This is a genomic window from Streptomyces albireticuli (assembly GCF_002192455.1).
Taxonomy (GTDB): domain Bacteria; phylum Actinomycetota; class Actinomycetes; order Streptomycetales; family Streptomycetaceae; genus Streptomyces; species Streptomyces albireticuli_B.
The window spans coordinates 2,616,282-2,636,662 of the sequence record NZ_CP021744.1 but is presented as its reverse complement, the minus strand read 5'-3'; the positions used below and the strand labels follow the sequence as shown (position 1 = coordinate 2,636,662).

The 20,381-nt window shown below is 72.4% G+C and carries 16 protein-coding genes, 1 tRNA gene and 1 pseudogene; 11 read left to right on the top strand and 7 right to left on the bottom strand.

What is annotated here, in order from left to right; all coding sequences use genetic code 11:
• Positions 1 to 9: 9 nt before the first annotated feature.
• Positions 10 to 588 (top strand): GTP-binding protein, encoded by a 579-nt coding sequence (locus tag SMD11_RS10950; protein WP_087930414.1) that lies wholly within the window; start codon positions 10 to 12, stop codon positions 586 to 588.
• A gap of 81 nt (positions 589 to 669) precedes the next feature.
• Positions 670 to 1,989, top strand: a complete 1,320-nt coding sequence (locus SMD11_RS10945; RefSeq protein ID WP_087926275.1) for a styrene monooxygenase/indole monooxygenase family protein — start codon at positions 670 to 672, stop codon at positions 1,987 to 1,989.
• Here the strand turns inward: SMD11_RS10945 and SMD11_RS10940 are convergent.
• The 4 genes and pseudogenes from SMD11_RS10940 to SMD11_RS10925 all read right to left on the bottom strand — a co-directional run bounded on the left by SMD11_RS10940 (position 1,896) and on the right by SMD11_RS10925 (position 5,506).
• Positions 1,896 to 3,053 (bottom strand): C40 family peptidase, encoded by a 1,158-nt coding sequence (locus SMD11_RS10940; protein ID WP_087926274.1) that lies wholly within the window; start codon positions 3,051 to 3,053, stop codon positions 1,896 to 1,898. The genes SMD11_RS10945 and SMD11_RS10940 overlap by 94 nt on opposite strands.
• A gap of 176 nt (positions 3,054 to 3,229) precedes the next feature.
• A complete protein-coding gene (locus SMD11_RS10935) occupies positions 3,230 to 3,499 on the bottom strand; it encodes a hypothetical protein (protein WP_087926273.1) in 270 nt (89 codons plus the stop codon).
• A 247-nt stretch (positions 3,500 to 3,746) separates the two neighbouring features.
• A pseudogene (locus tag SMD11_RS10930) lies at positions 3,747 to 4,496 on the bottom strand (TetR/AcrR family transcriptional regulator); the annotation flags it as partial.
• A gap of 56 nt (positions 4,497 to 4,552) precedes the next feature.
• A complete protein-coding gene (locus SMD11_RS10925) occupies positions 4,553 to 5,506 on the bottom strand; it encodes an AurF N-oxygenase family protein (protein ID WP_087926271.1) in 954 nt (317 codons plus the stop codon).
• Positions 5,507 to 5,705: 199 nt separating this feature from the next.
• Here SMD11_RS10925 and SMD11_RS10920 point away from each other — a divergent pair, with 199 nt between their 5' ends.
• On the top strand, positions 5,706 to 6,851 hold the full coding sequence (locus SMD11_RS10920; RefSeq protein ID WP_087926270.1) for a ferritin-like domain-containing protein: 1,146 nt from the start codon (positions 5,706 to 5,708) through the stop codon (positions 6,849 to 6,851).
• 190 nt (positions 6,852 to 7,041) lie between these two features.
• The gene (locus SMD11_RS10915) at positions 7,042 to 7,869 is read left to right on the top strand and encodes a polysaccharide deacetylase family protein (RefSeq protein WP_234365996.1); all 828 of its coding nucleotides are present in this window, start codon (positions 7,042 to 7,044) and stop codon (positions 7,867 to 7,869) included.
• A gap of 37 nt (positions 7,870 to 7,906) precedes the next feature.
• On the opposite strand, the gene SMD11_RS10910 is transcribed toward SMD11_RS10915, so the two are convergent.
• From SMD11_RS10910 to SMD11_RS10900, 3 genes are all read right to left on the bottom strand, one after another.
• Positions 7,907 to 9,451 (bottom strand): amino acid permease, encoded by a 1,545-nt coding sequence (locus SMD11_RS10910; protein WP_234365995.1) that lies wholly within the window; start codon positions 9,449 to 9,451, stop codon positions 7,907 to 7,909.
• Positions 9,452 to 9,558: 107 nt separating this feature from the next.
• Entirely contained in the window at positions 9,559 to 10,515 is a 957-nt protein-coding gene (locus tag SMD11_RS10905; RefSeq protein WP_087926268.1) for a hypothetical protein, read from the bottom strand.
• 344 nt (positions 10,516 to 10,859) lie between these two features.
• Positions 10,860 to 10,931 (bottom strand) — tRNA-Arg (locus SMD11_RS10900).
• A gap of 176 nt (positions 10,932 to 11,107) precedes the next feature.
• Here SMD11_RS10900 and SMD11_RS10895 point away from each other — a divergent pair.
• The 7 genes from SMD11_RS10895 (at position 11,108) to rho (ending at position 20,235) form a co-directional block, all read left to right on the top strand.
• The gene (locus tag SMD11_RS10895) at positions 11,108 to 11,662 is read left to right on the top strand and encodes a response regulator (RefSeq protein WP_087926267.1); all 555 of its coding nucleotides are present in this window, start codon (positions 11,108 to 11,110) and stop codon (positions 11,660 to 11,662) included.
• A 30-nt stretch (positions 11,663 to 11,692) separates the two neighbouring features.
• On the top strand, positions 11,693 to 12,574 hold the full coding sequence (gene nrtL, locus SMD11_RS10890) for an ArgS-related anticodon-binding protein NrtL (protein WP_087926266.1): 882 nt from the start codon (positions 11,693 to 11,695) through the stop codon (positions 12,572 to 12,574).
• Between the two features lie 21 nt (positions 12,575 to 12,595).
• Complete coding sequence (gene lysA / locus SMD11_RS10885) at positions 12,596 to 13,987, top strand: diaminopimelate decarboxylase (RefSeq protein WP_087926265.1); 1,392 nt, start codon at positions 12,596 to 12,598, stop codon at positions 13,985 to 13,987.
• Positions 13,988 to 14,083: 96 nt separating this feature from the next.
• The gene (locus tag SMD11_RS10880) at positions 14,084 to 15,376 is read left to right on the top strand and encodes a homoserine dehydrogenase (protein WP_087926264.1); all 1,293 of its coding nucleotides are present in this window, start codon (positions 14,084 to 14,086) and stop codon (positions 15,374 to 15,376) included.
• A gap of 17 nt (positions 15,377 to 15,393) precedes the next feature.
• Positions 15,394 to 16,485, top strand: coding sequence for a threonine synthase (gene thrC / locus SMD11_RS10875; RefSeq protein WP_087926263.1), 1,092 nt, complete (start codon positions 15,394 to 15,396; stop codon positions 16,483 to 16,485).
• A 329-nt stretch (positions 16,486 to 16,814) separates the two neighbouring features.
• Positions 16,815 to 17,729: a homoserine kinase gene (gene thrB, locus SMD11_RS10870; RefSeq protein ID WP_087926262.1), complete on the top strand. Its 915-nt coding sequence runs from the start codon at positions 16,815 to 16,817 to the stop codon at positions 17,727 to 17,729.
• A 418-nt stretch (positions 17,730 to 18,147) separates the two neighbouring features.
• The gene (rho, locus tag SMD11_RS10865; protein WP_087926261.1) at positions 18,148 to 20,235 is read left to right on the top strand and encodes a transcription termination factor Rho; all 2,088 of its coding nucleotides are present in this window, start codon (positions 18,148 to 18,150) and stop codon (positions 20,233 to 20,235) included.
• The last annotated feature ends 146 nt before the right edge of the window (positions 20,236 to 20,381 follow it).

Below are 20,381 nucleotides of genomic sequence, written 5' to 3'. Positions count from 1 at the left end.
CCGCACCCCGTGGAGCGCGGCTGGCAGACCGACCGCACCCGCGCCCCCCACGCCACCAAGATCGTCGTGGCGGGCGGCTTCGGCGTCGGCAAGACGACCTTCGTCGGCTCCGTCTCCGAGATCACCCCGCTGCGCACCGAGGCCGCGATGACGGCCGCCGCCGAGACCCTCGACGACCTCACCGCCACGCCCCGGAAGACCACCACCACGGTCGCCATGGACTTCGGCCGGATCACCCTCGACGCCGACCTGGTGCTGTACCTCTTCGGCACGCCGGGCCAGAAACGATTCTGGTTCATGTGGGACGACCTGGTCCGGGGCGCGATCGGCGCGGTCGTGATGGCCGACACCCGGCGGCTGGCCGAGTGCTTCCCCGCGCTCGACTACTTCGAGACCTCCGGGCTGCCCTACATCGTCGCGCTCAACCACTTCGAGGGCTCGGCCCGCCACGAGCCCGAGGCGGTGCGCGAGGCCCTCGCCCTCCCGCGCCAGGTGCCCCTCGTGACCATGGACGCCCGGCAGCGGATCGCCGTCGTCGACACCCTGCTGATCCTCGTCGGCAGGGCACTCGACGCCACACCCGGATGAGAGACCCACGGGCCCCGCGGGGCCCGCAGGGTCCATGGGATCTACGGGACCTACGGGCCCCGCGGGAGGGGGAGCGGACCCGTGCGGAGCATCCTCATCGTCGGAGCCGGCCAGTCCGGACTCCAGCTGGCACTCGCGCTCCAGGCCCGGGGCTACGACATCACCCTGATGTCGGACCGCACGCCCGAGGAGACGCGCTCCGGCCGGGTGCCGTCCACCCAGTGCCTCTTCCCCACGGCGCTGCGCCATGAGCGCGAGCTGGGCCTGGACTTCTGGGCCGACCGCGCCCCGCGCATCGAGGGCCTGGGCGTCTCCGTGGCCGGCCCCGCCGACCTCCCGGGCGGCGGGCACCGCCGGGTGCTCGACTGGGTGGGCCGGTTCGACGGCTGCGCCCAGTCCGTCGACCCGCGGCTGAAGACGGCCGACTGGCTGGACACCTTCGCCGACCGCGGCGGCCGGCTCGTCATCCACGGCGCCACCGTCTCCGACCTGGACTTCCTGGTGCGCCGCTACGACCTCGTGCTCGTCGCCGCGGGCAAGGGCGAGCTCGCGGAGCTGTTCGGCCGGGACGCCGGCCGCTCCCCGCACACCGTCCCGCAGCGGGCGCTCGCCCTCGCCTGTGTGCACGGGCTCGGCCCGCGCCCCGAGCACCCGGGGTTCGAGGCGGTCCGCCGCAATCTGGTGCCCGGTGTCGGCGAGCTCCTCGTCGTCCCCACGCTCACCCTCTCCGGCCGGGCCGACGTCCTGTTCTGGTCGGGGGTGCCCGGCGGCCCGCTCGATGTCTTCCAGGACCTCCCGAGCCCCGGCGAGCACCTGGCCCGGACCCTGGAGCTGCTGGAGCGCTTCACCCCGTGGGAGTACGCGCGGGCCACCGCCGTCGAGCTGACGGACGGGGGCGCCACGCTGGCCGGCCGCTACGTCCCCACCGTCCGCCACCCCGTCGGGCGGCTGCCGTCGGGCGGGCTGGTCCTCGGCGTGGCCGACGCCGTCGTCGCCGACGACCCCGTGGCGGGCCAGGGCGCCAACGCGGCGGCCAAATGCGCGGCCTCCTACCTGGAGTCGATCACCGAGCGTGGCGCCCTGCCCTTCGACGAGGAGTGGATGACCGGCGCCTTCGCCCGCCACTGGGAGCGGGCCCGGCACGCCACCCGGTGCACCAACGCCATGCTCGCGCCGCCGGCCGCGCACGTCATGGAGCTGCTGGGGGCGGCGGCCGGGCTGCCGCCCGTCGCGGACCGCATCGCGCGCGGCTTCGACGACCCGGCCGACTTCGAGGACTACCTCTACGACCCCGAGCGGACGGCGGCCTATGTCGCCGGGGTGGTGGCGGAGTCCAGGGCCGCCGCCACCGCCGCGGGCAGCGCCGAGGCCCCGGACGGCCGCGGCACCGGCGGTACGTAGTCGCGCAGCGGGGCCTCTCCCGCGTCCGGGCGGACGGCCCCCAGCAGCGGGTTCGAGGCGATCGGCGAGATCTTCACGGCCGTGCCCGGCCGCGGGGCCTGTATGACGAGGCCGTCGCCGATGTACAGCGCGACATGCGTGGCGTCCTCGAAGTAGATCACCAGATCGCCGGGGCGCAGGTGGTCGAGCGAGACCCTCGGCAGCGTCCGCCACTGCTCCTGGCTCGTCCGGGGGATGACGTCGCCCGCGTGTGCCCAGGCCTGCGAGGTGAGGCCGGAGCAGTCGAAGGAGTCGGGGCCCTCGGAGCCCCACACATAGGGCTTGCCGAGCTGCGCGTACGCGTACGCCAGGGCCCTGCCGCCGGCCCGGGACGGCGCCCGCGCGCCGCTCAGCCGGCCGGAGGAGAGGAGGGTGCGCTGGGCCTTCCCTATGGTGCGCCGCTCCAGGCCGCGGAGGTCGGCGAGCTGTTCGGCGGAGAGGGAGGCCAGCAGCTTCTCCACCTCGGCCAGACCGCGGTTTATGGTGTCGCGCTGCTTCTTCTGCCGGGCGGCCAGCTTCTGCTGTGCGTCGAGGGCCTTGCGGGCCCTGACCGCGAGCTCCTCCGCCCGTCTCTCGTCGTGGGTGAGCCGGTGCACCGTCGCGGCGCGGTTGCTCGCGGCGCGGGTGATCTGGTGGCTGCGGTCGAAGGCGTGCCGGGGGTCGGGGCTGAGCAGGAAGCCGAGGAAGGGGGAGAAGGCGCCGCCGACGGCGCGGTACTGCTCCCGGGCGATGCGGCCGGCGTCGTCCCGGCTGTCGGTGAGGGCGCTCCGGGCGCGGGTGAGGTCGGTGCCCAGCCGGGTGGTCTCCGCGCGCTGCTCCTTGAGCTTCTCCTCGGTGGCGTTGTAGATCTCCGTGGCCGCCTCCGCCTTGCGGTAGAGGGCCTGGAGCCGGGCGAGCAGGGCGCTTACGGACTGGTCGGGCGGGTCGGCCGGCGCCGCGGACGCCGGGGGCGCCTGCAACGCGAGCGACGCGGCGCCGGCCATCAGCGCCGCGGTGCACACAGAGCGCACGAACCGTCCTGACACGGGCTCACCTCCGTTACTGGGCGTGATCGTTTGCCCACGGAGGATCGTGGCACGGCCGGTCGTACTTACGGCAGTGGGCATGGGCGAATCCGCCTAACCCGCTCACTCCTGCGGTGCCCCCACATCACCCACACGGAGGGGCGCGCGATTCCCGGCGCGCGCCACCTCCGGGGCCGTCACTTCCCGGGACGCGTCCATGGCCACTTGAGCCCGCCGGCCGGGAGGCCCTCGGGGTCGTACACGTACTTCCACCCCTTCGGCAGACCGAGCCGTCGCGTCGTGGCCGCCGTCTCCCTGCGGTACACGTACACGGCCGGGGCCCCGCCGTCCTCGGCCGGCACCGGTACCTCATAGATCTTCGGCGGATGCCCGGTGACGCCCAGCAGTACCGGCAGTACGCGCCCGTCCAGGGGCCCGCCCTCGAAGGGCGTATTTTCGCTTTTCACGCCACCAGTCTCCGTCAGACGGAGGACGGGCCCCCGGACGTAGCGGGGCCGGACGGGTCAGCCGGGCACCCGGCGCGGCGCGGGGAGGCGGGGATACGCCGCCGGGTCACCCGGGCCCGGCGGGCGCCGCGCTACGGGCCGTCCGCGGGGGAGGGGGAACGGCCTCCGGCCCGGCGGCGCCCTCGTGGGCTTCGTGACCCTGGTGGTCCTCGTCGTCCTCGTGGTTCCCGCCCGTGGCGCCGGGCTCCAGCAGGTGCCCGGAGTCCGTCACGACCCCCGCCACGCCCCGGGCCAGCCGCCCCACCGGTCCGTCCGCCGCCTCCAGCTCCAGCGCCGTCCGGGTGACCGCCGCCGCCTGGCTGTCGCTCGCCGCCGTCGCGACCAGCAGCGCCACGAAGTGGTCGACGAGCCAGTCGCGCACCTCCGGGGCCGCCGGCAGCTTCCCCTCGTCCAGCCAGATCAGCGACGCCGCCTCCACGGCGGCGATCCAGGTGCGGACCATCATCCGCAGCCGGGGACCCGGCGAGCCCACGGCCAGGTGGGTGAGGATGTGCCCGGCCGCCGCCCGCCGCACCCCGTCGACGATCGCGCCCGTACGGGACGTCTCGGCGACGCTGCCGCCCTGGAGCAGGGCGCTGAACCCGGCGTCGTGCTCGTCGACGAAGCCCAGGTAGCGGTCGAGGGCGGCGGCGAGCCGCTCGCTGAGCGGGCCGGTCTGCGGCTCGGCGAAGCACAGCTGGAGGTCGTCGGCCGCGCTGCGCAGCGCGGCCTCGTAGAGCTGCGGCTTGCCGCCGGGGAAGTAGCGGTACACCAGGGGCCTCGACACCCTGGCGACGGCCGCCACGTCGTCCAGGGACACCTCTTCGGGCGCGCGGTGCGCGAAGAGCGTGAGCGCGGCGGCGATCAGCTGGGTGCGGCGCTCCTCGACGCTGAGCCTGCGGTAGGCGGCGCGGGGGGCGGGAGTCGGTGCTGCCGGGGCGGTTCCGCTGCCGTTCATGCTCCGCAGCGTAACCGCCGCGCCGGAGCGCGGAACCGTGGTTGCGGGCCGTCCGTTCAGGCGAGCAGCCCCGAGCTGCGCCACAGCCGCCGGCCCGTCCCGCGCATCAGCCCGATGTCGTCCAGGAAGTCCGTGAGCCGCTTCGCGCCCGCCTGCATCACCTCGCGCCGGTGCCCGCTCGCCCGCACCTGGGCCACGGCCTCGTGGGGATCGAGGCCCACGTTCGTGTAGACGGCGGGGTTGACGAAGGCGAGGGAGAAGACGCGGGCGGCCTCACCGGCGCTCAGCCGGGTCAGCCCGGCCTCCCAGCGCGGGCAGCGCACCATCTGGCGGCGCAACTCCTCCCGCGCGTACCGCACATGGCGCGCCTCCTCGACCACGTGGATGCGGGTGACGCCCCGGACGAGCGGCTGGACGCGCTCGTCGGGGAAGGTCAGCCGCTGCATGTGGTCGAGTATCTCCTCGCCGAGGAGGGTGCAGGCGAACGAACCGGGGGTGGTGGACACCGTCTTGAGGACGCGGGCGAGGCCGTGGTGCAGCCGGGACACCGGGTACTCCGGGGCGCCGGCCTTCTCGACCATGCGGGCGAACATCTTCGAATGCCGGCACTCGTCGGCGATCTCGGTGAGCGCGTACCGGACGTGCGCGCTGGTCAGCGGCTTGTCGTAGAGATGGCGCACCAGCAGCTGCATCAGGATCACCTCGAACCAGATGCCGAGGGAGGCGAGCGCCGCGGCCTCGTGCCGGGACAGCTCCATGCGCTGCTCCTCGGACATCCTCCGCCACAGCGGGGTGCCGTAGAGGGAGAGCAGCTCCGGTGGCCAGAACCACTTGCCCGCCACGAGCGGCGCGTCCCAGTCCAGTTCGGTGTCCGGGTCGAAGGAGTGCCGGGCGGAGGACTCGAGCAGCCGCTCGGCGACCTTCTCACGGTCCTTGAGCAGGCCGAGCGCGTCCCGGAGCGGCTGCGGGGACGCGGCCTGGGACGCGGTCTGGGGAGTCACGGCGGTCATGGCTGAGGACACCTCATCTGTGAGTTACCCGTGTGAGTTACCCGCGGTCACACTTTATGAGACTGCTTGTCAGCAAGGACGTCAATCCCCCGGGAACACCCGGCGACCGGTCATTGACCCGGCGGTAACCGGCGTGTGAGCCTGCGAACCAGTCAGGCGCGCGAGGGACAACCTGGACACCGAGGGACAGGAGGCGTCGATGACGACGCGAGGGTTCCACACACACGAGCCGGCCGGACGCCTGTGGGAGGTGCCCGCCTCCGGGGCCGCCCGCTTCAGCTGGGACTACCAGGACGGCCGCGAACGGCTGCTGTCCCTGTACCAGAAGGGCAAGGACAAGCAGTGGGACGCCACCACCCGCATCGACTGGGACCTGCCGGTGGACCCGTACGACCCGGTGGGCATCCCCGACGAGAACCTGCCGGTCCACAACACGCCCTACTGGGACCGGATGACCAGGAAGGACCGGGACGAGCTGCGGCGGCTCTTCGCCTCCTGGCAGGTCAGCCAGTTCCTCCACGGTGAGCAGGGCGCGATGGTCTGCGCGGCCCGCATCGTGGAGTCCGTGCCGGACCTGGACGCGAAGTTCTACTCCGCCACCCAGACCATGGACGAGGCCCGCCACGCCGAGATCTTCAGCCGCTTCCTGCACGAGAAGGTCGGCCTGGTCTATCCGATCGACGACAACCTCCAGGCCCTGCTGGGCGACACCCTGCGCGACTCCCGGTGGGACATGCCCTACCTCGGCATGCAGGTCCTGATCGAGGGGCTCGCCCTCGCCGCCTTCGGCCTGCTCCGCGACAGCACCGACAAGCCGCTGATCCGGCAGATCCTGGCCTACGTCATGCAGGACGAGGCCCGCCACGTCGCCTTCGGCCGGATGGCGCTGCGCGACCACTACGCGCAGCTCACGGAGAAGGAGCTGCGCGAGCGGGAGGAATTCGTGATCGAGGGCTGCTACTTGATGCGCGACCGGCTGCGCGGAGAGGTGGTCCTCACGGACTTCGGGCTGCCCGCCGCCGACGCCGCCGAACTGAGCGAGCGCTCGGACTACCTGCGGATGTTCCGGAAGTTGCTCTTCAGCCGCATCGTGCCCTGTGTGAAGGACATCGGCCTGTGGGGCGAACGGCTCCAGCGCGCCTACGTCGACATGGGCGTCCTGGAGATGGGCGACTCCAGCCTGGACCTGCTCATGGCCCAGGACGAGGAGCTGGCCGAGCGGCTCGACGCGCAGCGCTTCGAGGCGGAGGAGGAGGCGCGCCGCAAGGAGGTGGCGGCCGTGATCGCGGCGGGCGCGGAGACCCCGGAACCGGAGGTGGCAGAGGTTTCCGAGGGGCGGGAATGAAGTGATCAAATCCCCGAAACCCCGGTCGTGACCAGTCCGTTAACACATCGCCGAACGACTCGTGCCTTCTTGGAACCTTCTTTTCGGTAGCGACGTCTTCGGGTGCACCAACGGCTACGAGTGCGTGCGCATGAGCACGCGCGCATAGCCACGCGGGGATCCGGAGCACACACCGAGGGAGGGGAAGTGCATGGCACGACTGACCGCTCGGAGGCGTCACCTCACGATGGCGGCGGTATCGGTCCTGGTGCTCGCCGCGACGATACCGGGCTGCGTGGCCATGGCCACGGAGGACTCGGGAAAACCTGAACAGACCCAAGGGAAGAGCCCGTCCGGCAGCGGGACGGCCGGGAGCACCGGGACGGACGGGAAGCCCGTGGCGTCCGCCACGCCGTCACCGCCGGAGCGGGTCTCCGCCGAGCTCACGCGCGGCAGCGAGAGCCTGGGGAAGGCGGTCAACCTCACCATCGACGACGGTCCCGAGCCGGGCTGGACGGTGAAGGTGCTCGACGTGCTGCGGAAGAACGGCGCCACGGCCACCTTCTGCATCGTCGGCTCCCGGGCGAAGGAGTACCCCGCCCTCGTCAAGAAGGTCGTGGCGGCCGGACACCGCCTCTGCGACCACTCCGTCGACCACAACGTGGCCATGGACAAGCGCTCCGAGGACTACCAGCGGCAGCAGGTCCTCGACGCCCGGAAGATGATCGAGGACGCCGCGGGCGGCGGCGCCAGGGTCCTCTACTACCGCGCCCCCGGCGGCGCCTTCACCCCGTACAGCCGGGAGGTCGCCGCCTCCCACGGCATGCGGCCCCTCGGCTGGAACGTCGACACCCACGACTGGAAGAACCCCGGTACCGACAGGATCGTCGCCACCGTGAAGCGCGATCTGCGCGAGGGCCCCACGATCCTCTTCCACGACGGCGGCGGGAACCGCGGCCAGACCGTGGCGGCCCTCGAACAGCTGCTGCCCTGGCTCAAGGAACAGGGCTACGCCTTCGGCTACCCGAGGATCCGGTAGCCGAGAAACCTTTCGCCGGACGGCGGCCGCCGCCCGGCTACCAGCGGAACGCGTCCGAGATCCCGGCCGGCGGGGCGGACGCCGGTCCCCGCAGCGGTGCGGCGTTGCGGGGATGCGCGGGATTCAGGAACCACCGGCGGGCCGAGACCAGCCACCAGATCCCGGCGAAGCCCAGCACCGCCGCCACGGCGATCGGCGCGTAGTTGAACGTGTCGACCGTGACCGGGCCCGACTGCGGCAGCATGAACAGCACCGTGATCAGCGCGACCCAGGAGATCGCCACCACCCCGACCGGCCGCGACCAGCGGCCCAGGTGCCAGGGCCCGCGCTCGAACGCGTCGCCCTGGCGCAGCCGCAGCAGCGTCGGCACGGCGTAGGCCAGGTAGAGGCCGATGGTGGCGATCGAGGTCACGGCCGCGTACGCCGTGGAGTTGATCAGATACGGCAGCCCGAGGACGAAGGCGCCGCCGGCGGCCAGCCACACGGCGTTCGTGGGCGTGCGCGTCTGCGGGTTGATCCGGTGCCACACGCGCGAGAACGGCAGGGCGCCGTCCCGCGAGAAGGCGTAGATCATCCGGGAGTTCGCCGTCACGGAGGCCATCCCGCAGAACAGCTGCGCCACGATCACCACGAGCAGCAGCAGCTTCCCGGCCGAGGCGCCGAGCGCGTCCAGGAAGATCTGGGCCGGCGGCACGCCCGTCGCGGTGTCGACCGTGCCCCGCCAGTCCTGGACGGCGTAGGTCAGCCCGGCCAGCAGCACGAATCCGGCGATCCACGACACCCAGATCGACCGTACGATCCCGCGCGGGCCGGCCACGGCGGCGTCGTTCGTCTCCTCGGTCATGTGCGCGGACGCGTCGTAGCCGGTGAAGGTGTACTGCGCGACCAGCAGCGAGATCAGCCCCACGTACAGGCCGGAGCTCCAGCCCGTCTCGTTGACGAAGTGGGTGAAGACGAACGACGTCGACCGGTGGTGGTCGGGCACGAGAGCCAGCGCGCCGACGATGACCACCACGCCGACCAGGTGCCACCACACGCTCACGGAGTTGAGGAACGCCACCAGCCGCACACCGAAGGTGTTCAGCACGGCGTGCAGCAGGAGCACGGCGCCGAACAGCGCGATGGTGTGGCCGGGGGTGGCGGCGAAGCCGAACTGGAGGTCCAGGTAGGCGTTGAGGAAGGACGCGGCGCCGAAGTCGATCCCGGCGGTCACCGCGACCTGCCCCAGGACGTTGAACCACCCGGTGAACCACGCCCACGCGGCCCGCGACCGCTCGGGCGCCATCCGGTGCGCCCAGAAGTACAGCCCGGCGGAGGTCGGGTACGACGAGCACACCTCGGCCATCGCCAGCCCGACGACCAGGGTCATGGCGCCGACGACGACCCAGCCCCAGGTGAGCATGGCGGGGCCGCCGGTGCGCATCCCGAACCCGTACATGGTCAGGCAGCCGGAGAGGACGGAGATGATGGTGAACGAGACGGCGAAGTTGGCGAAGCCGGACATCCGGCGGGCGAGGACCTGGGTGTAGCCGAGCTGCTGGAGGCGCTCTTCGTCGGAGGCGCTGGGGACGTCGAGTGGCACGCGATTCTCTTTCTCGTGGACACGGTCAAGGAATGTGCGGTGCGCGGTACTCAGCGGAGCGTGTGACTTCTTACGGCCTTACGGCTTACGGCTGGTGGCTTACGGCCTTACGGCGAACGGGGCGGCCGGATGGCGCGCAGAGCCCACTCCCGGTGGCGCAGGAAGAGCTCCTCGGCGTCGCCGCAGTAGGACCAGGGGACCTCGGAGGCGAACGGACCGATGGCGCGGAACACCTCGTACGCCTCGGCGTGCCGGCCCGCGAACGCCAGGGCGTGCGCGAGGTAGTTGGCGTCGTCCATGAACTGCGCGTGGGGGAGCGGCGGCCGGTGCCGCCACCAGTGCTCCAGCACATGGTCGATGTGCGGGCAGTCGACCCAGGGGTGGATGCTCAGGCCGTAGCTGCCGGCCTCGGTCTCCATCCGGTGCCGGTGCGACTCGGCGAGCGCCACCAGCGGGAGCGTGGCCAGCGGCAGGCCCTTGGGCGCGGTGTCGGCCCGCTCCTGCGCCCAGTGGAACATCTCGGCGCCCGAGCCGTGGTGACGGCCGAAGAAATAGGTGAGCACCTCGTGGTGGGCCTCGCGGTTGTACGGGTCCCGCGCCTCGACCTCCGCCCAGACCTGCCGCAGCATGTCACGGCCCGGGGCGTGCACCCGGATGAGGGCCAGCATCACCACCCAGGGCGACGGATCGGCGGGCCCGGCCTCGGCGGCGGCGAGGCAGGTGGCCCAGGCCCCCTCCATCTCCGCGCGCCCCTCGGCCACGCCGCTGATGATCGACCGCAGCGCCCGCACATGGGCCAGCAGCGCCAGCGCGTCCGCGGAGCGCGGCTCGGCCCGCACCCAGGTGTCGGCGAACCGGAAGCGCGCCCCGGCCCGTGCCAGCACCTGGAGCCGGAAGATCCGCCGGTCCCAGTCCCGCCCGCTCGCGGCCAGCAGATCCCGGGGCCCCTCCCAGCGCCCCATGGCCGCGTCCTCCAGCACCCCCCGCAACGGCAGGTCGTCCCGCGCGGGATGCCGGTCCACCACCGGCCCCGGCCGCCGTCCGTCGCCTCGCCGCAATCTCATGCGGACTTCCTCCTGATGAGCCATCAAGAAGGCAGGGCGACAGGCGACTTGCCGGACCCGGCCGTCACGTGATGCCCCCCGGGGCGGCACCCTACCCCTCGGGGCGGAGGGATGGCGTCGAACGACTGGGGCGGACGAGATTGAATTTTCGACAGGGGAACCGGGGAGGCGGTGAGCCGGGAAGCGCCCCAGGAAGCGACTCCGGAAACGCCCCTGACGAACGGACCTGGAGACGGCCCTGGAAGCACCCCTGGAAACGACAAAGAGCCGGACCCATGGGGTCCGGCTCTCGATGTCTGACACTTCGGCAGGTCGGCAACCTTACGGCGCCGACTGAAGCGAAGTGCCCCCGGCAGGATTCGAACCTGCGCACACGGCTCCGGAGGCCGTTGCTCTATCCCCTGAGCTACGGGGGCTTGCTTGTCGCTCGCTTGTCGCGGTGACGAGTAGAACACTACCAGCTCCGGAAGGGTGCCCCGCAACGTGGTTCGAGGGGCGGCCCGGGGGTGGTCCGGGAGGGCTGGAGAAAGATTCGGGAAGGCGCGGGGAGGGCCGGGAAGAGGGGCCTCAGGGTGGCGTGGCGGGGTAGCGCATGGGGTGGGGGCTCCGGTGGTGGTCGGGGAAAGCTCGCCCGCACGGGGTGGAAGTGGGGAAAACCCGGACGCAGCGTGGCGGGCGCGCTTACTCTCGGGGTGTGCCTGGCTTGTCCGGCCGGGTCCTTGTCGTCGACGACAACAAGGTCATCCGGCAGCTGATCAGGGTCAACCTCGAACTTGAAGGCTTCGAGGTCGTGACCGCGGCCGATGGTGCCGAATGCCTGGAGATCGTGCACCGCGTCCGGCCCGACGTGGTGACTCTGGATGTCGTCATGCCCCGGCTCGACGGGCTGCATACGGCCGCGCGCCTGCGGGCCGACGCGCGGACCCGCGACATACCGATCGCGATCATCAGCGCGTGCACCCAGCTGGAGGTCGACAGCGGCCGCTCGGCCGGGGTCGACGCGTTCCTGGCCAAGCCCTTCGAGCCGACCGAGATGGTCCGGCTCGTCCGGCGGCTGATGCGGCGCCGTAAGGGAGGGGGCGATGACCCGTTGCCGGGGGCCCCGGCCCCCGGGGACCGTCCCACCCATCGAAACCTGTTGGCCTAGCCTCCCCCCCTCTCCCCTAGGCTTGGGGCTGTGACCCCCGCCGATCTCACCCGCACCGTGCTGCACACCGTGCGCAGCGCCGTCGACGCGGACGAGCTGCCCGCCGTCGTGCCGGACCGGGTCACCGTGCGGGTCCCCTCCCGGCCGGGCTGCGGGGACTACGCCACCAACGTCGCCCTCCGCGTCGCCCAGGGCACCGGACGGCCCGCCGCCGAGGTCGCCGAGGTGCTGCGCCGGAGACTGGCCGCCGAGCCGGGGATCGCCCGCGTCGACATCGCCGGACCCGGCTTCCTCAATGTCACGCTCGTCGGGGACCCCTCCCTCCGGATCGTCCGCGACGTCCTCCGCCACGCCCGGCAGGAGGCCGGGACCCCCGCCCCGCTGCCCCTTCCCGCGCCGGACCCCGCGCTCCTGCGCCGCCTCGGGCCCGACGCCGCCCGCTGGAGCCAGGTCAGCCCGCCCGGCGTCGACCGGGCCGGACTGCTCGTCCAGCGCGAGAGCAACCCCCTCTTCCGCGTCCGCTACGCCCACGCGCGCAGCCGGGCGCTCCTCCGCAACGCCCACGACCTGGGATTCGCCCCCGAGCCGGGAGAGCTCGGCGACGCCACGGCGCACCCCTCTTCCCCGGCTCCCTCGGCACACTCGGCCCAGTCGGCGCTCCCCGCCCTCCTGGCCCTGCTCACCGACCACCCCCGGGTCACCGCCGCCCGCAGCCCCGAGCGCCTCGCCCGGCACCTGGAGCGGCTCGCCGACGCCTTTCTGAGATGGCAGACGGAGTGCCCCGTCCTGCCCCGCGGTGACGAGAAACCCTTGGCCGTCCACCGTGCCCGCCTGGCCCTCGCCCAGGCCGCGGGCACCGTGCTGGCCGACGGCCTTCACCAGCTCGGCATCACCGCACCCGCCCATCTCTGAAGATCCGAGGAGATCAGAGCCATGAGCCGCTCCGCCCACCCCGCCGGGCCCCGCTACGCCGACGTCCTGCCCGAGGGGCACTACACCGCCCCGCCGGCCGACCTCAACGCCCTCGACCCCCGCGTGTGGTCCCGCACGGTCGGCCGCGACGGGAACGGCGTCGTCACCGTCGGCGGGATCGACGTCACCCGGCTCGCCGAGGAGTTCGGGACCCCCGCCTACTTCCTCGACGAGGACGACTTCCGGGCCCGCTGCCGCGCCTGGCGCGACGCCTTCGGCACCGAGGCCGACGTCTTCTACGCCGGCAAGGCCTTCCTCTCCCGCGCCGTCGTGCGCTGGCTGCACGAGGAGGGCCTCAACCTCGACGTCTGCTCGGCCGGCGAGCTCGCCACCGCGCTCGACGCCGGCATGCCCGCCGAGCGCATCGCCCTGCACGGCAACAACAAGTCCGTCGAGGAGATCACCCGCGCCGTCGAGGCGGGCGTCGGGCGGATCGTCCTCGACTCCTTCCAGGAGATCGTCCGCGTCGCGCACGTCGCCGAGCGGCTCGGCAAGCGCCAGCGCGTGCAGATCCGGGTCACCGTCGGCGTCGAGGCGCACACCCACGAGTTCATCGCCACCGCGCACGAGGACCAGAAGTTCGGCCTCGCGCTCGTCGGCGGCCAGGCCGCCGAGGCCGTCCGCCGCGCCCTGAAGCTCGACGGGCTGGAGCTCATCGGCATCCACTCCCACATCGGCTCGCAGATCTTCGACACCTCCGGCTTCGAGGTCGCCGCGCACCGCGTCGTCGGCCTGCTCAAGGAGATCCGCGACGAGCACGGCGTCGAACTGCCCGAGATCGACCTCGGTGGCGGCCTCGGCATCGCCTACACCTCCGACGACGACCCCCGCGAGCCGCACGAGATCGCCCGGGCCCTGGGCGAGATCGTCACCCGCGAGTGCGCGGCGGCCGGCCTCGCCGTGCCCCGGCTCTCCGTCGAGCCCGGCCGCGCCATCGTCGGCCCGACCGCCTTCACCCTCTACGAGGTCGGCACCATCAAGGAACTGCCCGGTCTGCGCACATACGTCAGCGTCGACGGCGGCATGTCCGACAACATCCGCACCGCGCTCTACGACGCGGAGTACAGCGTCGCGCTGGTCTCCCGGACCTCCACCGCCGAGCCGATGCTCTCGCGCGTCGTCGGCAAGCACTGCGAATCCGGTGACATCGTCGTGCGTGACGCCTTCCTGCCCGCCGACGTGGCCCCCGGCGACCTGCTCGCCGTGCCCGCGACCGGCGCGTACTGCCGCTCCATGGCCAGCAACTACAACCACGCGCTGCGCCCGCCCGTGGTGGCGGTCAAGGACGGCGCGGCACGAGTGATCGTCCGGCGCGAGACCGAAGAAGATCTTTTTCGCCTCGATGTCGGCTGACGGTAATAAAGATCTCGGATACTGGACGGGTTGGGAAACGTCCGTCCGGTGAGTGAGACTGGTGCACTAGCCAAGATGTATGAGAAACGAGGTCGGATGATGCGTACGCGTCCGCTGAAGGTGGCGCTGCTGGGCTGTGGAGTGGTCGGCTCAGAGGTGGCGCGCATCATGACGACGCACGCCGACGACCTCGCGGCCCGCATCGGGGCGCCGGTCGAGCTCGCGGGCATCGCCGTGCGCCGCCCCGGCCGGGTGCGCGCCGGCGTGCCCGAGGAGCTGATCACCACAGACGCCACCGCCCTCGTCAAACGGGGCGACATCGACGTGGTCGTCGAGGTCATCGGTGGCATCGAGCCGGCCCGCACCCTGATCACCGCCGCCTTCGAGCAGGGTGCCAGCGTCGTCTCGGCCAACAAGGCGCTGCTCGCCGGTGACGGCGCGGCCCTGCACGCCGCCGCCGAGCAGCACGGCGCCGACCTCTACTACGAGGCCGCCGTCGCCGGCGCCATCCCGCTCGTCCGGCCGCTGCGCGAGTCCCTCGCCGGCGACAAGGTCAACCGGGTGCTCGGCATCGTCAACGGCACCACCAACTTCATCCTCGACAAGATGGACTCCAGCGGCGCGGGCTACTCCGAGGCGCTCGACGAGGCCACCGCCCTGGGCTACGCCGAGGCCGACCCGACCGCCGATGTCGAGGGCTTCGACGCCGCCGCGAAGGCCGCGATCCTCGCCGGCATCGCCTTCCACACCCGTGTGCGCCTCGACGACGTCTATCGCGAGGGCATGACGGAGGTCACCGCCTCGGACTTCGCTTCGGCGAAGCAGATGGGCTGCACCATCAAGCTCCTCGCGATCTGCGAGCGGGCCGCGGACGGCCGGTCGGTCACCGCCCGCGTGCACCCGGCGATGATCCCGCTCAGCCACCCGCTGGCCTCCGTCCGCGAGGCGTACAACGCCGTCTTCGTCGAGGCCGAGGCGGCCGGCCAGCTGATGTTCTACGGGCCGGGCGCCGGCGGCTCGCCGACCGCCTCCGCGGTCCTCGGCGACCTCGTCGCCGTCTGCCGCAACAAGCTCGCCGAGTCCACCGGGCCCGGCGAGTCGGCCTACACCCGCCTGCCGGTGAGCCCGATGGGTGAGGTGGTCACGCGCTACCACATCAGCCTCGACGTCGCCGACAAGCCGGGTGTCCTCGCCCAGGTCGCCACCGTCTTCGCCGCCCACGGCGTGTCCATCGACACGGTCCGCCAGACGGGCAAGGACGGCGAGGCGTCCCTCGTCGTGGTCACCCACCGTGCCGCCGACGCCGCCCTGTCGGCGACCGTCGAGGCGCTGCGCAAGCTCGACACGGTCCGCGGTGTCGCGAGCATCATGCGCGTCGAAGGCGAATAAGGGGAGTTACGAAAGCAATGTCTGCCATCAACAGCCGTCAGGCATCCGGGACCACGCACCAGTGGCGCGGCATCATCGAGGAGTACCGCGACCGGCTGCCGGTCACGGCCGACACGCCCGTGGTCACCCTGCGCGAGGGTGGCACGCCGCTCGTCCCCGCCCAGGTGCTCTCCGAGCGCACCGGCTGCGAGGTGCACCTCAAGGTCGAGGGCGCCAACCCCACCGGTTCCTTCAAGGACCGCGGCATGACCATGGCCATCACGCGGGCCAAGGAGGAGGGCGCCAAGGCCGTCATCTGCGCCTCCACCGGCAACACCTCCGCCTCCGCCGCGGCCTACGCCGTACGCGCCGGGATGGTCTGCGCCGTCCTGGTGCCCCAGGGCAAGATCGCGCTCGGCAAGATGGGCCAGGCGCTGGTCCACGGCGCGCGCATCCTCCAGGTCGACGGCAACTTCGACGACTGCCTGACCCTGGCCCGCGGACTCTCCGAGAAGTACCCGGTCGCCCTGGTCAACTCCGTCAACCCGGTGCGCATCGAGGGCCAGAAGACCGCCGCCTTCGAGATCGTCGACGCGCTCGGCGACGCGCCCGACATCCATGTGCTCCCGGTCGGCAACGCCGGCAACATCACCGCCTACTGGCGGGGCTACCGCGAGTACGCCGCGGACGCCCTCGCCACCCGCACCCCCCGGATGTGGGGCTTCCAGGCGGCCGGGTCGGCGCCCATCGTGCGCGGCGCGCCGGTCCTCGACCCGCACACCATCGCCACCGCGATCCGCATCGGCAACCCCGCCTCCTGGAAGTTCGCCGAGGAGGCGCGGGACGAGTCCGGCGGCCTCATCGACGAGGTGACCGACCGACAGATCCTCGCCGCCTACCGCCTGTTGGCCTCCCAGGAGGGCGTCTTCGTCGAGCCCGCCTCGGCCGCCAGCGTGGCCGGCCTGCTCAAGGCCGCGGAGGCGGGCCTGGTCGACCCCGGCCAGCGCATCGTCTGCACGGTCACGGGCAACGGCCTGAAGGACCCCGACTGGGCCGTCGCGGGCGCCCCGCAGCCGATCACCGTGCCGGTGGACGCCGCGGTGGCCGCCGAGCGGCTGGGCCTGGCCTGACCTTCACGTTCCACCCCGGGGCCGCGCCCCGGACCCGGCCGTCGGGCGCCGGGCGGGCCGCATTCCGGCCCGCCCGGCGCCCGGGGGCACGGCAAGGGCCCGTCCGGGCCCGGAAAACCGTCCACGGCGCCGCCGAAACGGGCGCGCCGCAGGCGACACGCATCGTGCGCCTCCTGTGCGCCCTATGTCGCCGCAGAACCTTCCTTCGATAGGCTGTACTCACTCCGCCCCGTCGCAGACCCCTGCCGCCCCCACGCGGCATCGCCGTCGCGGCCCCTTGCGGACGTTGCACGCCCCACCGAGGCCACACCAAGGAGAGTCATCGAGCGATGGCCGGTCCCGCCTTCCGCGCCGCCGCTGTCCGCGTGCGCACCCCCGCCACCAGCGCGAACCTCGGCCCGGGCTTCGACGCCTTCGGCCTGTCCCTGGGCCTCTACGACGACATCGTGGTCCGGGTGGCCGAATCCGGCCTGCACATCGACATCGCGGGCGAGGGTGCCGAGACCCTGCCGCGCGACGAGAGCCACCTGCTCGTACGCTCCCTGCGCACCGCCTTCGACCTGCTCGGCGGCCAGCCGCGCGGCCTCGAGGTCGTCTGCGCCAACCGCATTCCGCACGGCCGGGGCCTCGGTTCCTCGTCCGCCGCGATCTGCGCGGGGATAGTCGCCGCCCGCGCCGTGACCATAGGCGGGGCCGAGAAGCTCGACGACGCGGCGCTGCTGGAGCTCGCCACGGAGATCGAGGGGCACCCGGACAACGTCGCGGCCTGTCTGCTCGGCGGCTTCACCCTGTCGTGGATGGAGTCCGGAGTGGCGCGGGCCATTCGGATGAACCCCGCGGATTCCATCGTTCCGGTGGTCTTCGTCCCCGCGACCGCGGTCCTGACCGAGACCGCCCGGGGGCTGCTGCCGCGCAGCGTCCCCCATGTGGACGCGGCGGCCAACGCGGGTCGCGCGGCACTGCTCGTGGAGGCCATGACCAGGCGCCCCGAGCTGCTGCTGCCGGCCACCGAGGACCGCCTCCACCAGGACTACCGGGCCCCGGCGATGCCGGAGAGCGGTGCCCTGGTCAACCGACTGCGCGCGGACGGCGTCCCCGCGGTCATCTCCGGTGCGGGCCCCACGGTCCTCGCACTGGTCGAGAACGGTGCGGCCGACAAGGTCGCACAGCTGGCGGGAGAGGGATGGGCGGCCAACCGGCTGGCCCTCGACGCCGGGGGGACGAGCGTGCTGCCGCTCGCCTGAACACCGCGGGACCCGGGGCGACCCGGGACCCGCGAAAAATAGCGGTTGCCGGTCTTGGAGAGGGGGAATGTTTGTGGGATCCGGTAGTGTTAACCTCAAGTCTGCACTCGAAGCCACATCGGCTCGGTGCTCTGTGTCCCGATCAGGGACCGCTTTTCTTCCGGGAGCCTCCCAAACTGCCTGAGCAGCCTGCCTGAGCAGATTCGAGCACGCTCCGGAATCGGCGTGGGTGACATGAGTGAAGTTCTTGCGTCATGTCTTCACCTCATTTCTTCACGCCGGAACCAATGAACTGATTCTTCCGCCGTACCGGCGGACCACCGCCCCGGCCCGGTCCGCACAGCCAGACCGCAGCCGGACAGCACAACCGGTCGCCGAGCCAGACAGGCCGACGCCCGCTCCAGGGAAGGACCCCTTCGTGAGCGACACCACCGATCTGATGGGCGTGACCGCCTCCGGCACTGCCAGCAGTGCCGCCGGCAATGCCTCCGCGCCCGCCACGGACGCTCCCGCCGCGCCTGCCACCGGTGCTGCCACCGCCCCCAAGCGGCGACGCTCGGGCACGGGCCTCGACGCCATGGTCCTGGCCGAGCTCCAGCAGCTCGCCTCCAGCCTCGGCATCAAGGGCACCGCGCGGATGCGTAAAGGCCAGCTGATCGAGGTCATCAAGGAACGGCAGGCCGGCGGCTCCGCCGCGCCCGCCAAGGCCGGCGAGACGGCCTCCGACCAGGCCGCCGAGACCAAGCCGAAGCGCCGCGCCACCTCCAAGGCCCGTACGGGCGAGGCGGCCGCCGAGAAGGCCGACAAGCCCGCCGAGAAGGCCGCTGCCCAGCAGCAGATCGAGATCCCGGGCCAGCCGAGCAGTGACGAGGCGCCGGCCGGCGAGCGCCGCCGCCGTCGGGCCACCGCGCCCTCCGGCAGCCCCGAGCCCGCCGCCGAGGCCAAGGCCGAGGCGCGGACCGAGGACCGGGCGGCCGACAAGGCCGAGACGGCGCTGGACAGCGCCGAGGGCAAGGGCGCCAAGGGCGCCGACCGCCAGGACCGCGCCGAGCGCGGCCAGAAGGGCGACCGCCGCGACCGCCAGGACCGTGGCGAGCGCGGTGAGCGTGGGGAGCGGGGCGAGCGCGGCCAGCGCGGCGACCGTGACCGCGACCGCCGTGGCAACCGCGGCGAGGACGCCGGTCAGGGCGCCGGCCGCCAGCAGCGCGACAACCGTGGCGCGCCGCAGGGCGGCGCGGGCCAGGCCGGCCCGCAGGACGACGACGACTTCGAGGGCGGCCGCCGTGGCCGTCGCGGCCGCTACCGCGACCGCCGTGGCCGCCGTGGCCGCGACGAGGGCTTCGGCAACGAGCCGCAGGTCTCCGACGACGACGTCCTGATCCCCGTCGCGGGCATCCTGGACATCCTCGACAACTACGCCTTCATCCGGACGTCCGGCTACCTCCCGGGTCCGAACGACGTCTACGTCTCCCTCGCCCAGGTCCGTAAGAACGGCCTGCGCAAGGGTGACCACGTCACCGGCGCGGTGCGGCAGCCCAAGGACGGCGAGCGGCGCGAGAAGTTCAACGCCCTTGTCCGCCTTGACTCGGCCAACGGCATGTCGGCCGAATCCGGCCGTGGCCGCCCGGAGTTCAACAAGCTCACCCCGCTCTACCCGCAGGACCGCCTGCGGTTGGAGACGGACCCCGGTGTGCTGACGACCCGGATCATCGATCTGGTCGCCCCCATCGGCAAGGGCCAGCGCGGTCTGATCGTGGCCCCGCCGAAGACCGGTAAGACCATGATCATGCAGGCGATCGCCAACGCGATCACCACCAACAACCCCGAGTGCCACCTGATGGTCGTCCTGGTCGACGAGCGTCCGGAAGAGGTCACCGACATGCAGCGGTCGGTCAAGGGCGAGGTCATCTCCTCGACCTTCGACCGCCCGGCCGAGGACCACACCACCGTCGCCGAGCTGGCCATCGAGCGCGCCAAGCGCCTCGTGGAGCTGGGTCACGACGTGGTCGTCCTGCTGGACTCGATCACCCGTCTGGGCCGCGCCTACAACCTGGCCGCCCCGGCCTCGGGCCGCATCCTGTCCGGTGGTGTCGACTCGACCGCGCTCTACCCGCCGAAGAAGTTCTTCGGCGCCGCGCGCAACATCGAGGACGGCGGCTCGCTGACCATCCTGGCCACCGCGCTGGTCGAGACCGGCTCGCGCATGGACGAGGTGATCTTCGAGGAGTTCAAGGGCACCGGCAACATGGAGCTCAAGCTCGACCGGAAGCTCGCCGACAAGCGCATCTTCCCGGCGGTCGACGTCGACCCGTCCGGCACCCGCAAGGAGGAGATCCTCCTGGGCGCCGACGAGCTGGCGATCGTCTGGAAGCTGCGGCGGGTGCTGCACGCGCTCGACTCGCAGCAGGCCATCGAGCTGCTTCTCGACAAGATGAAGCAGACGAAGTCCAACGCCGAGTTCCTGATGCAGATCGCGAAGACGACGCCGTCCAACGGCAACGACTGAGCGCGGTTCGCGGCGCTGTAGCGCACCACCGGGGCCTCCCCGCCATGTCTGTGGCGGGGAGGCCCCGCGCGTATGCCTGGGCGGGTGCGGGTGCCGCTGCGCGGGGCTTTGCCCCCACCCCGCCCCTTCCCGAACCGGGGCTCCGC